Here is a 12,150-nt window from a genome sequence, read left to right on the forward strand (position 1 = left end):
CATGATCAAACGTAATTGATATGACTTATGATCTTTGGGATATTCACCCACAAATACACATCTTAACCAACTACATTACTGCTTGTGACGTGGTAAATGCATGTCTTTCCGTAGGAGCTACGGCAATAGGAGGAGATGCCCTGTGCGAGTGTGCGCAGATAACAGAGAACTGCGATGGCCTTGTCATCAACACAGGAACTCCATCACCTGAGAGGCTAAAGGTCTTTTTAGCATCAGGCAAAAGAGCTAACGAACTGGATATACCGGTCGTGCTGGATCCGGTAGGCGCCGGTGCAACTGACTTTCGAAGAGATATGTTAAAAGAGCTTTTGGCAAAAGTTCGCTTTGCCTGCATCAGAGGAAATGCATCGGAAATTAAGGCGATATGCGAAATACTCGGCATCTCTAAAGGAGAGAAAGTTACGCAGGTATTTGCCGGTGTGGAAGATATTGGGAGCCGTTTGCCTAAAAAAGATTTGCTAAGTCTCTCCAAAGCAACAAAGGCTGTGGTCGTTGTAAGCGGAGAAAACGTGTTGATAGCAGATGCTTCTTCAAATCTGATCTATAAACTACCCGGTGGCAGCAGCATGCAAAAGCTCTTTACCGGAGCAGGATGTATGATGAGCGCCATAATCGGCTCATACCTTGGTGCTGCAAAAAAAGAAGATGAGACAGATGATTATGTAAATGCCATCAGGGAAGGTGTTTTACTTTATCAGATAAACGCCGCCAGGGCAGAGCTCTTTTGCCAAAAAGAAAAAAGACTCGGGACTATGGAGTACAAGAATGCTCTCATCGATCAGCTGAGTCTTACAAGGCTTAGCAGGAGAGGGCGTTTTAGAAGACTTGATACGTTTCTGTATGCAATAACTAACAGAGATATCCTACAGGGGGAAATAAGTCTGTCGGAGGCTGTTGAACAGGCTATTCTGGGCGGAGCAACAATGATACAGCTCCGGGAGAAAAACATGACCACAACTGAATACATAAAAACGGCGGTCAAGGTCAATCAGATATGTGAGAACTATGATATTCCTCTTATCATCAATGACAACGTGGAAGTATGCCGAGTGGTAGGGGCAGCAGGCGTCCATTTAGGGCTTGAAGATGAGTCGATAGAAAAGGCAAGGGAGGTTCTTGGAAGGGACTTCATAATCGGTGCAACGGCCCACAATCTTGGAGAGGCAAAAAGAGCTCTTTTACAAGGAGCTGACTATCTTGGCGTTGGTGCAGCCTTTGGGTCAGACACAAAGAAGGACGCAAAGCCTATGATGAACCTTGAAACCTATAGGGACATCACATCAAGTATGTCGATTCCGGTGGTCGCCATCGGCGGAATAACAGGTGAAAACCTGCATCATTTGTCGGGACTTGGTCTTTCCGGAATTGCAGTGATATCAAGCATCTTTGGTGCTTCTGATATAAAAGAAAACACAAAAAGCCTTAAGGAAAAGGCTAAGGAGGAGATTTTAGGATGAAGAAAGAATCAGTAGTTAAGCTTGTATTATCGGGAATGTTTGTGGCACTGGCGGTTGTACTCTCGACATTTTCGATACCGGTTGGAGGCTCAAAGTGCTTTCCAATCCAGCACATGGTAAATGTTCTCTCTGCGGTATTCTTAGGACCATGGTATGGCGTTGGAATTGCCTTCTGCACCTCACTTATCAGAAATTTGTTGGGGACAGGAACACTTCTTGCTTTCCCGGGGAGCATGATCGGAGCTCTTTGCTGCGGACTTGTTTACAAATACACAGGTAAGCTCACATTCACATATGTAGCTGAGATCATAGGAACGGGTATCATCGGAGGCTTACTTGCTTACCCGGTTGCTGCTTTTGTTATGGGAAAAGAGGTAGCTCTTTTCGTATATGTAGTACCTTTCCTTGTGAGCACGGTAGGCGGAACGCTGATTGCAGCAGTCCTTATCACGGTACTCAAGCAGAATCATGTCCTTGAGAAACTGCAGACACTGGTAAAAGAGGGCAGGATAGCAAGATGAAAAAGAAGTGTGCGCTTACGATAGCAGGAAGTGATTCAAGCGGCGGAGCAGGAATCCAGGCCGACCTTAAGACCATGCACGGCTGCGGAGTATATGGAATGAGTGCCATTACAGCCGTTACGGCCCAGAATACCACCGGAGTAAAGAGTATCATGAAGGTTAGTAAAGAGGTGCTCTCGGATCAGCTGGATATGGTATTTTCTGATATCTTCCCGGATGCGGTCAAGATCGGAATGACCTTTCAGAGTGACCTTATAGAGTCTATCGCCGACAGGCTTGAGTTCTATAATGCAAAAAACATCGTTCTTGATCCCGTTATGGTCGCAACCAGCGGAGCAAGGCTCATGGAAGAAGACGGGATAACTGCGCTCTGCAAGAAACTTATTCCGCTTGCAGATCTTATTACACCGAATATCCCTGAGGCAGAAGTTCTTCTGGGGGCAGGAGAGATAAAAAGCAGGGAAGATATGGAAAGAGCAGCCGTGAAGATTGCTGAGATTTATGGCTGCAACTGCCTTGTTAAAGGCGGTCATATGGTAAGCGAAAGGTTGTCCTGTGACGTGCTTGCAACAACAGGAGGGAAGCTTTATTGGTACGAGTCTGAGAGGGTTGATAATCCAAACACCCACGGAACAGGCTGTACATTATCCAGTGCGATTGCTTCTTACCTGGCATTTGGCTGTGACATTTGTGGCAGCATAAAAAATGCCAAGCAGTACCTTGATAAATCCATAAGAGAGGGGCTTGATCTAGGAACCGGTCATGGGCCGCTTTGGCATGTATTTGTATAAAAAACAATCAGGAGAGAGCGTATGAACTTAGTTAATGAAAGACCTTATTCCACACAGATGGAGGCTGCCAGAAAAGGCATAGTGACGCCTGAAATGAAGGTGGTGGCAGAAAAGGAAAACAGAGATACTGAATTTATCAGGCAGATGGTTGCGGAGGGGAAAGTAGTTATCCCCGCAAATCCGAATCATAAAGGCCTTGATCCCAACGGAGTCGGAAGTATGCTAAAGACCAAGATCAACGTAAATCTTGGCGTGAGCAGAGACTGTAAGGACTTGGACGTAGAGATGAAGAAGGTAATGAAGGCAGTAGACATGGGGGCTGAGGCTATCATGGATCTCTCAAGCCACGGCGACACACAGCCATTTAGACAAAAGCTTTGTTCATCATGCCCTGCGATGATAGGTACTGTGCCTATCTATGATTCAGTCATACATTACAAAAGAGATCTTGCAACCCTGACAGCAAAGGATTTTGTGGACGTTGTCAGACTCCATGCAGAGGATGGTGTAGATTTTGTTACCCTTCACTGCGGAATAAGCAGAAATACCATAGAGCAGATAAAAAACGGCAAGAGAGAGATGAACATTGTAAGCCGTGGAGGAAGTCTTGTATTTGCATGGATGGCAATGACAGGACAGGAGAATCCATTCTACGAGTATTATGATGAGATTCTTGAGATATGCAGAGAACACGATGTGACCATAAGCCTTGGCGATGCATGCCGTCCGGGATGTCTTGCCGATGCAACAGACAGATGTCAGATAGAGGAACTTATAAGGCTTGGCGAACTTACAGAGAGGGCATGGGCAAGAGATGTTCAGGTTATGGTGGAAGGTCCGGGACATGTGCCTATGGATCAAATAGAAGCTAACATGAAGATACAGCAGACTATCTGCAAGGGAGCTCCTTTCTATGTTCTTGGACCTCTTGTGACAGACATAGCACCGGGATATGATCACATCACGGCAGCAATTGGCGGAGCTATCGCAGCTGCTTCCGGAGCAGCATTTTTGTGCTATGTAACTCCCGCAGAGCACCTTGCTCTGCCTAACGTGGATGACGTACATCAGGGAATCATAGCCAGTAAGATTGCAGCCCACGCAGCGGATATTGCAAAAGGAATCCCCGGAGCAAGAGACAGAGATGATCGCATGGCTAAGGCCAGAAGAAACCTTGACTGGGATGCACAGTGGCTGGAGGCACTTGACCCAGCTACAGCCAAGGCTATAAGAGATAGCAGAGCGCCTGAGGATGACCACAGCGATACCTGCAGCATGTGCGGTAAGTTCTGCGCTGTACGAAGCATGAACAAGGCGCTTGCCGGAGAGTATATAGATATCCTGTAATCAGCCATCGCCCCTGGGGGTTGGGGGGCATCACAAAAGACGCATTGACAGGTAGTTGTTATGTCTGAGAAATGTTATGCATGCGATTTTCTATATATATCAGAAAAAGTACTCGATGGGCGTAGAAAATGCTATCATAGTAGAATGTGTAATGGCTAATAGTCGGGGGTGAGGAAGATATGAAGGACTGGATCAGAAACCGGTATGTTATTCGGGACTATATTGAATACTTTCTGATATATTGCTTCGGAGGATGGCTGTATGAGTCTATATGGTGCGATGTGATATATCATCGCAGAGGATTCCTGAACAGAGGAACATTATTTGGGCCGTGGCTTCCTATTTACGGAATCGGATTCTTCATTATCCTTGGCATATTCAGACTGCTTAAGATCAAAAAGCCCTGGACGGTATTTATTGTCGGAGGCCTGATAGCTACGATAGCAGAATTGATCGCAAGCTACATCATGGACAAGACTGTTGGCGGATTCACCTGGAACTATTCCACATACTTCATGAATTATAAAGGAAGGGTTGCGCTGGTTCCAAGTCTGATGTTTGGCCTGCTCATCTGCCTGGCAATATGCGTTATACATCCGGCTATTGTAAAGTTTCAGAACAAGTACAAAGACAATCGCATCCATAATATTATCTTTATTGCGGTATTTGCGCTGTTTATTGTGGATCTGATCTGCCGTATATGGCTTGGCCCCAACTTTAAGGGATAAAAGAGGCGAAATGTATGAAGGGAAGAAGATTTAACTACATGATAAATACGATCAGATAACATAAAAAACAGCCCGAAAGCCAAGTGACTTCCGGGCTGCTTTATGTTTTTTACTTAAGGAGCTTAGAACCGGCAAAGATAACGATGCAGGATCCGATAACAGCGAATATTAAACCTGCAAGGATTCCTGATCCATGAATATTCAGAAGACCAAGTACGAGGTTTCCTACAAAACCACCCACAACACCAAGAATGATGTTTCTGAGAAGGCTGCCCTCGTTATTCATGATTTTGCCTGCAAGCCATCCTGCGATTGCTCCAACAATAAGTCCTGTAATAAGACCAAGTCCATTAAACATAATTAATCCCCTTTCGAAATACTTATTTTCAGGACTTAGTATATCAAAAAAGGATTGCGAAATAAATAACAAAACTGCAAGATAGCACATACTAATTCGCCAACAACGTTCTGTATCAGGCTTGGCACGGGTGCTATCATTATGCTATATTCAGATGGATGTTTTATATAGAGGAGGAAGTGTTATGAATCTTAAACCAAAAAGAGAATTTGATGCATCCAAACTTGGAAAGAACATATTACTGGGAATACTGATAATATTTATTCTTTCGGTAGTTATGGGTTCTTTCTACAACGTAAGTGAGCAGGAGCAGGCTGTTGTCACACAGTTCGGCAAGGTTGTACAGACCAACTCCGCAGGACTCTACTTCAAGATTCCGTTTATCCAGAAAGTACACAAGGTTGATATGACAACCCACGGTATCGGAATCGGATATGCGCTGGATGGAAACGGACAGAACATCACTATCGACGATGAGGGAATAATGATCACATCGGACTTTAACTTCGTTGATATTGATTTCTATCTCGAATACAAAGTCAGCGATCCTGTGGCATATATCTACAACACCAACAGTCCTGAGAGCATTATGAAGAACATTGCTCTTGCAAGCATTCGTTCAACCGTAATTGACTATCCTGTAGATGAAGTCATTACAACAGCCAAAGGCCAGATCCAGGCAGAGGCAAAAGAAAGACTTGCCAAGGCTCTTCAGGAAGAAGAGGTCGGACTTACTGTAGTAAACCTTACAGTACAGGATGCTGAGCCTCCGACAGATGAGATCAAGCAGGCTTTCAAGGCCGTTGAGACTGCTAAGCAGGGAAAAGAGACAGCTGTTAACAATGCCAAGAAGTACCAGAGTGAGCAGGTTCCGGCAGCAGAGGCTGAGGCGGACAGGATCATTCAGAATGCAGAAGCACAGAAGGCAGCCAGAATTGCAGAAGCAGAAGGTGAGGCAGCCAAGTTTAACAGCATTTTTGAAGAATACAGCAAATACCCTCTGATCACCAAACAGAGAATGTTCTATGAGGCTATGGAAAATGTTCTTCCGGGCGCCAAGGTAATCATTACAGACGGCAGCACTCAGCAGATGCTTCCGCTTGAGAGTTTTACCACAGGTGTAGCAGGAACAACGACTACAGTAACAGCTGATAGTTCAGAGAGCACCGGTAACTGATAGAGCATGTGAAAGTTGAGGGAAAAGACTATGAAGAAGAAAGTAACAGGAACAATTATTACTATTATAATAATTGCTGCACTTATCATTCTGGGCAACTCATTATACACAGTTCACCAGAAAGAATATGTTGCAGTAAGACAGTTCGGTAAGATCGTAAAGGTTGAATCACAGCCCGGACTTAACATGATAACACCGTTTGTACAGACAACACAGCGCATCAGTGCTGCTACCAAGATCTATGATATTCCTGCATCCGATGTTATCACCAAGGACAAAAAGTCCATGATCACAGATACATATGTACTTTGGAAGGTTGTTGACCCGGTTAAGTACATTCAGTCACTAAATGCTCTTGATGCAAGAGCTCAGGAGAGAATTGAGGCAGCAGTTTACAACGCAACCAAGACTGCTATTTCATCCATGACTCAGGACGAAGTTATTGAGTCAAGAGGTGAGGTTCTTACAAACCTTATTACAGCTGATGCCAATTCAGATATGTCAGGATATGGTATCGAGATCGTAAAGGCTGAGATCAAGGCACTTGACCTTCCTGATGATAACAGGGCAGCAGTATACGAAAGAATGATCTCAGAGCGTAACAACATCGCAGCTTCCTATCAGGCTGAAGGTGCAGCTGAAGCTCAGAAGATCAAGAACGAGACAGACAAGAAGGTTGCAATCCTTAAGGCAGATGCCGAGAAGAGCGCAGCTAAGCTTGCCGGTGAAGGAGAAGCTGAGTATATGAAGACTCTCTCCGAGGCATACAACACACCCGAGAAGTCAGAGTTCTACAACTATGTAAGATCACTTGATGCATTCAAGGAGTCTCTCGGAAATGGTGAAAAGACCATTATCCTTGATAAGAACTCAGAGCTTGCAAGAATGTTCTACATGAATCATTGATAGACATAAATACAGTAATAAAAAACAGGGGCTGCTTTTAAAGCAGTCCCTGTAAGTCTTTAAAGAAGGTCGGATAAGAAATGCCGACGCATTCATCATCCAATATCCTGGTGGTTCCGGTTGCTGCAAGAGATGCGATGGCAAAACTCATTGCAATCCTGTGGTCGCTGTGACAGTTTATATCTGCTCCCTTAAGTGGCTTACCTCCGTGGATTATCATTCCGTCATCTGTGGCTTCTATGTCACATCCCATGCTACGAAGTCCCTCTACCACAGTGTCAATTCTGTTTGATTCCTTAACCTTAAGCTCGGCAGCATCTTTTATTATGGTGTCGAAGTTTCCGGTAGCAGCAAGTACTGCGACTATAGGAAGTTCGTCTATCATGGTCGGGATCTCTTTTCCACTGATGATGAACTGATTGTTCTCATTGCCATGGAGCTCCGAGTATTTGATAAGGATATCTGCCTTGGGCTCTGAGGACTCATCCACATTGAGAAGAGTAATATCAGCACCCATCTGATCAAGGACATTCAGAATACCTGCCCTTGTCTTGTTTATTCCAACATTTCTAATGAGGATTTCTGATCCGGGAACCATAAGAGCTGCAACGATAAAGTAAGCAGCGGAGGAAATATCTCCCGGTACGTTTACCTTTCGTCCGACAAGTGGCATTCCGGGGTGGAGTATTGCTACAGCACTTCCGTCTCTTGCGACTTCGTTGTGGATGTCTGCACCGAAGGAAGCGAGCATTATTTCCGTGTGGTTTCTGGAAAGAGCAGGCTCATATACGACACTGTCGCCCTCAGCGTAAAGACCTGCAAGCATGATGCAGGATTTGATCTGGGCTGAAGCAACGGGGCTGTGGTAGTTTATACCGCGCAGCGTTTTCCCGCCTGTGAAGGCAAGAGGAGCGCAGCCGTTTCCCATGACGGAAACAACTTCAGCGCCCATGCTGGTCAAAGGCTTCATGATCCTGGCCATAGGTCTTTTCTCTATGGACATATCTCCGGTGATCATGGAGTCGAAGGGCTGAGCAGCTAAAATTCCTGACATGAGTCTTGTTGTGGTTCCGCTGTTTCCTGTATAGAGAGTGGAGTCGGGCTTCTTAAGACCGTGAAGTCCTTTTCCGTGAACGGTTATGGTAGGAACTCCGTGGGTAGGCCTTACGGTATGCTCAATCTCGACACCCAGCTTTTTAAAACAATCGATTGTTGAGAGGCAGTCAGCGCTTTCAAGAAAGCCTGTTACCTCAGTTGTGCCTTTTGATATGGCACCAAACATGATGCTCCTGTGGGAAATGGATTTGTCCCCGGGAACGAAAATATCACCTTTTAAGGGCTTTGTAGCTTTTTCCAATGCTATCATAGTCTGTTCTCTCCGTGTAAGTGTGCTCTCTACTTGGTGTAAATGGTATAGCCGCCTTTTGCAAGTATTTCCTGGGCTTTATCAAGGCCGGCTTCATCGTGGAACTCTATGCGAAGAGTACCGCGTTCATATTCTCTGTTGTGTACGATACCGATGTTCTTAATATTGATGTTGTTATCGGACAAAAGAGTAGCAACCCGGGCAAGGTTACCGGGCTTATCGTCGATTTCCACCTTGATGCGATATACCTTCTTGATAGGACCTGATGATAGGTCACTGAAGGACTCTCTGTATTCTCTTGCGGATGTAAAGAAGTCAAGGATCTTGTCCTCGTCCTTTTCATCTATGGCAAGCTTGATATCGCAGAGGGCATCAATATAGCTGCTAAGCAGTGATGAAATATTCTCCTTGTTGGTGGTACAGATCTGATTCCACATGACAGGAGATGATGAGGATATTCTTGTAATATCCTTAAATCCTCCGGCTGCTATGGTCTTAAGCAGGTGATCCTCAGTGTCGTTGTCTTTTACCAGATTGACAAGTGACGCTGAGATGACATGCGGAACGTGGCTGATCGCAGCTGTTGCGTAGTCGTGCTGAAGATAGGGCACTACCAGCGGAATGGCACCGATTGTCCTTACAAGCTCAACGTAGTCGGATAATCTCTTTTCATCTGTCTTATCAGTTTTTGTAAGAATGTAGTAGGCATTTTCCAAAAGAGATGCCTTTGAATTGCCGTAGCCTATTCGCTCTGTTCCGGCCATGGGATGTCCGCCGATAAACTGAGCCTCCAGCGAGAGCTCTTTTACCTTCTCATGAATACTGGTCTTGACGCTTCCAATATCTGTGATGGTAGTCTTAGGGTCAATATAGGGTAAAAGAGATTCGAGATTCCAGTTATTTACTTCGACGGGAGCGCATAAAAAGATGTAATCGCAGCTGCGGAAGTCTTCTCCTATGGCATCCAGTGGAAGATCCACGATGCCTTCATCAAAAGCTGCATCCACAGTTGCCCTGTGGGGTGTATATGCCATGATCCTGGATTCCGGAGTGTTAGCCTTAATTGCACGTGCGATTGAACCGCCTATAAGGCCCAGTCCTATGAATCCATAGGTCTTAAAGTCCATGAAAAAAGTCCTCCTATTATAAATAGAGTTCGCTTAACACTATATCACTTTAAAGCGAGAAAATCAACTCAATTATATTTGTGCAAAACTGCCTATTATACTTGTTTTGGAAACACTTTTTTAGTAAAATGGTTATATGATTTTCTTGGGGACCTGTATCATATCTCATACATTTTACCCAAAATATCCAGACTGGAGGATTAGATATGAACGTTTACACTACTGACAAGATTCGTAACGTGGTGCTGTTGGGGCATGGCGGTGCAGGTAAGACCACACTCGCAGAAGCAATGGCTTATCTTGCAGGAATCACTTCCCGTATGGGAAAGGTTGAGGACGGAAACACCTTAAGCGACTTTGATAAGGAAGAGCAGAAGAGACATTTTTCTATCAGCACAACAACCATTCCTCTGGAGTGGGACGGACACAAGATCAATTTGCTGGATACTCCCGGATTCTTCGACTTCGTTGGTGAAGTAGAAGAGGCTATCAGCGTTGCCGATGCAGCTATCATCGTTGTATCAGGTAAGGCCGGAATAGAAGTTGGAACAGAGAGAGCATGGGATCTTTGTGAGAAGTATAAGATTCCGCGTATGTTCTTTGTAGCAGATATGGATATCGACGATGTTTCTTACAGACAGGTTGTACAGGACCTCACTGACAAGTATGGCAAGAAGATGGCTCCTTTCAATCTCCCTATCCGTGAGAACGAGAAATTTGTCGGATATGTTAACGTAATACAGGAGAAGGGCTTTAGATGGGAAGGTAAGGAAGTTGTTGAGTGTCCTGTTCCCGAGTACAACGAGGCTAACCTTAAGCTCTTTAGAGATACTCTTATTGAGACCGTTGCTGAGACATCTGAGGAATTCATGGACAGATACTTCAACGGAGATACATTCTCTGAGGCTGAGATCAGAGCAGCAGCAAGAAGTAACGTTTGCGACGGATCAATCGTTCCTATCGAGATGGGATCCTCCACTCTCTGCCAGGGTATCTACACAGTCCTTGATGATATCGTTAAGTACATGCCTAGCCCTGAGAACCGCAAGATGGCCGGCATCAATACCAATACAAATGAGATTTTCGAAGCTGACTTCGACTTCAGTAAGCCTAAGACAGCCTTCGTATTCAAGACCATGATCGATCCTTTCATCGGTAAGTACTCACTTATCAAGGTTCGTTCAGGTGTCCTTAAGCCCGATGATCAGATGTTCATCGCAGGCAAGGACGTAGATGTTAAGCTTGGTAAGCTCTATGTGCTTCAGGGCAACAAGGCAACTGAAGTTTCAGAGCTTCACGCAGGTGACCTCGGAGCTCTCCAGAAGCTTGATATTGCAACAGGTGATACTCTTTCAACAAAAGCAAATCCTATTCAGTACGCTAAGATGGATATTTCACAGCCTTACACATACATGAGATACCACGCTCAGAACAAGGCTGATATCGACAAGATCGCACAGTCACTGGCTAAGCTTTCAGCTGAGGATCAGACACTTAAGGTTGTCAACGATGCTGAGAACCGTCAGACTCTCCTTTATGGTATGGGCGATATGCACCTGGAAGTTATCCAGTCCAAGCTGGCTAATGTATACAAGGTTAACATCGACCTCACCAAGCCTAAGGTAGCTTTCAGAGAGACTATCCGCAAGAACTCTGACGTAGAGTACAAGTACAAGAAGCAGACCGGTGGACACGGACAGTACGGACACGTTAAGATGCGCTTTGAGCCATCAGGCGATCCGCTTACACCTTATGTATTCGAGCAGGAAGTTGTAGGTGGAGCAGTTCCGAAGAACTACTTCCCTGCAGTTGAGAAAGGTCTTGCAGAGTCAGTTCTTAGAGGACCTCTGGCAGCTTACCCTGTAGTAGGCGTTAAGGCTGTTCTCTACGACGGATCATATCACCCTGTAGATTCTTCCGAAATGGCATTTAAGGTTGCAGCTTCAGGTGCCTTCAAGAAGGGCTTCATGGAAGCATCACCTGTTCTCCTTGAGCCTATCGTTTCTCTTAAGGTTACAGTACCTGACAGCTTCACCGGCGACGTTATGGGTGACCTCAACAAGAGAAGAGGAAGAGTTCTTGGAATGAATCCTTCCCTTACAGGCAAGCAGGTTATCGAGGCTGAGGTTCCTATGATGGAACTCTACGGATACTGCACACAGCTCCGCTCCATGACCGGTGGCGCAGGCGATTTCGAGTATGAATTCGCAAGATATGAGCAGGCTCCTTCAGATGTTCAGGCTAAGGAAGTTGCCGACAGAGCAGATAAGGTTGCAGCAGCAAACTCAGAAGAGTAATAAGCATAAAACTATTAAACTCCTCCGGATTTCCGGAGGAGTTTTTTCTTATAT

General features: G+C 45.2%; 11 protein-coding genes. 8 read left to right on the forward strand and 3 right to left on the reverse strand.

All coding sequences use genetic code 11. The annotated features are described in order from the left end of the window. Positions 1–20: 20 nt before the first annotated feature. The 5 genes from thiE to G633_RS0100930 all read left to right on the forward strand — a co-directional run bounded on the left by thiE (position 21) and on the right by G633_RS0100930 (position 4,865). A complete protein-coding gene (gene thiE / locus G633_RS19650; RefSeq protein ID WP_081664656.1) occupies positions 21–1,478 on the forward strand; it encodes a thiamine phosphate synthase in 1,458 nt (485 codons plus the stop codon). Beyond that, on the forward strand, positions 1,475–1,999 hold the full coding sequence (thiW, locus tag G633_RS0100915; RefSeq protein ID WP_026518832.1) for an energy coupling factor transporter S component ThiW: 525 nt from the start codon (positions 1,475–1,477) through the stop codon (positions 1,997–1,999). Before thiE ends, thiW begins: the two co-directional genes overlap by 4 nt. Continuing rightward, on the forward strand, positions 1,996–2,790 hold the full coding sequence (gene thiD, locus G633_RS0100920) for a bifunctional hydroxymethylpyrimidine kinase/phosphomethylpyrimidine kinase (protein ID WP_026518833.1): 795 nt from the start codon (positions 1,996–1,998) through the stop codon (positions 2,788–2,790). The genes thiW and thiD overlap by 4 nt, the downstream gene beginning before the upstream one ends. 21 nt (positions 2,791–2,811) lie before the next feature. Then, positions 2,812–4,137 carry a phosphomethylpyrimidine synthase ThiC gene (gene thiC / locus G633_RS0100925; RefSeq protein ID WP_026518834.1) on the forward strand — a complete coding sequence of 442 codons (1,326 nt, stop codon included), beginning with the start codon at positions 2,812–2,814 and terminating at the stop codon, positions 4,135–4,137. Positions 4,138–4,316: 179 nt separating this feature from the next. Beyond that, the gene (locus G633_RS0100930; RefSeq protein WP_026518835.1) at positions 4,317–4,865 is read left to right on the forward strand and encodes a putative ABC transporter permease; all 549 of its coding nucleotides are present in this window, start codon (positions 4,317–4,319) and stop codon (positions 4,863–4,865) included. 109 nt (positions 4,866–4,974) lie between these two features. Here the strand turns inward: G633_RS0100930 and G633_RS0100935 are convergent, their stop codons facing one another. Further along, positions 4,975–5,223 carry a GlsB/YeaQ/YmgE family stress response membrane protein gene (locus G633_RS0100935; RefSeq protein WP_026512513.1) on the reverse strand — a complete coding sequence of 83 codons (249 nt, stop codon included), beginning with the start codon at positions 5,221–5,223 and terminating at the stop codon, positions 4,975–4,977. Positions 5,224–5,407: 184 nt separating this feature from the next. Between G633_RS0100935 and hflK the strand changes: the two genes are divergently transcribed. Together hflK and hflC are read left to right on the forward strand one after the other, a co-directional pair. After that, complete coding sequence (gene hflK, locus G633_RS16950) at positions 5,408–6,400, forward strand: FtsH protease activity modulator HflK (RefSeq protein WP_022768819.1); 993 nt, start codon at positions 5,408–5,410, stop codon at positions 6,398–6,400. Positions 6,401–6,430: 30 nt separating this feature from the next. Beyond that, positions 6,431–7,306, forward strand: coding sequence for a protease modulator HflC (gene hflC / locus G633_RS0100945; RefSeq protein WP_022768818.1), 876 nt, complete (start codon positions 6,431–6,433; stop codon positions 7,304–7,306). A 37-nt stretch (positions 7,307–7,343) separates the two neighbouring features. Here the strand turns inward: hflC and aroA are convergent, their stop codons facing one another. Both aroA and G633_RS0100955 read right to left on the reverse strand, forming a co-directional pair. Further along, positions 7,344–8,672, reverse strand: a complete 1,329-nt coding sequence (gene aroA / locus G633_RS0100950; RefSeq protein WP_026518836.1) for a 3-phosphoshikimate 1-carboxyvinyltransferase — start codon at positions 8,670–8,672, stop codon at positions 7,344–7,346. A 29-nt stretch (positions 8,673–8,701) separates the two neighbouring features. Further along, positions 8,702–9,799, reverse strand: coding sequence for a prephenate dehydrogenase/arogenate dehydrogenase family protein (locus tag G633_RS0100955; protein WP_026518837.1), 1,098 nt, complete (start codon positions 9,797–9,799; stop codon positions 8,702–8,704). 206 nt (positions 9,800–10,005) lie between these two features. Here G633_RS0100955 and G633_RS0100960 point away from each other — a divergent pair, with 206 nt between their 5' ends. Next, positions 10,006–12,096: an elongation factor G gene (locus G633_RS0100960; RefSeq protein WP_022768814.1), complete on the forward strand. Its 2,091-nt coding sequence runs from the start codon at positions 10,006–10,008 to the stop codon at positions 12,094–12,096. The last annotated feature ends 54 nt before the right edge of the window (positions 12,097–12,150 follow it).

This window comes from Butyrivibrio sp. FCS006, assembly GCF_000424525.1.
Taxonomy (GTDB): domain Bacteria; phylum Bacillota; class Clostridia; order Lachnospirales; family Lachnospiraceae; genus Butyrivibrio.

Bases quoted from the DNA above. Each gene is read 5' to 3' on its own strand.
- hflK (WP_022768819.1), top strand. From the start codon at position 5,408: ATGAATCTTAAACCAAAAAGAGAATTTGATGCATCCAAACTTGGAAAG.
- G633_RS0100960 (WP_022768814.1), top strand. From the start codon at position 10,006: ATGAACGTTTACACTACTGACAAGATTCGTAACGTGGTGCTGTTGGGG.
- thiE (WP_081664656.1), top strand. From the start codon at position 21: ATGACTTATGATCTTTGGGATATTCACCCACAAATACACATCTTAACC.
- thiC (WP_026518834.1), top strand. From the start codon at position 2,812: ATGAACTTAGTTAATGAAAGACCTTATTCCACACAGATGGAGGCTGCC.
- thiD (WP_026518833.1), top strand. From the start codon at position 1,996: ATGAAAAAGAAGTGTGCGCTTACGATAGCAGGAAGTGATTCAAGCGGC.
- aroA (WP_026518836.1), bottom strand. From the start codon at position 8,672: ATGATAGCATTGGAAAAAGCTACAAAGCCCTTAAAAGGTGATATTTTC.
- G633_RS0100930 (WP_026518835.1), top strand. From the start codon at position 4,317: ATGAAGGACTGGATCAGAAACCGGTATGTTATTCGGGACTATATTGAA.
- thiW (WP_026518832.1), top strand. From the start codon at position 1,475: ATGAAGAAAGAATCAGTAGTTAAGCTTGTATTATCGGGAATGTTTGTG.
- G633_RS0100955 (WP_026518837.1), bottom strand. From the start codon at position 9,799: ATGGACTTTAAGACCTATGGATTCATAGGACTGGGCCTTATAGGCGGT.
- hflC (WP_022768818.1), top strand. From the start codon at position 6,431: ATGAAGAAGAAAGTAACAGGAACAATTATTACTATTATAATAATTGCT.
- G633_RS0100935 (WP_026512513.1), bottom strand. From the start codon at position 5,223: ATGTTTAATGGACTTGGTCTTATTACAGGACTTATTGTTGGAGCAATC.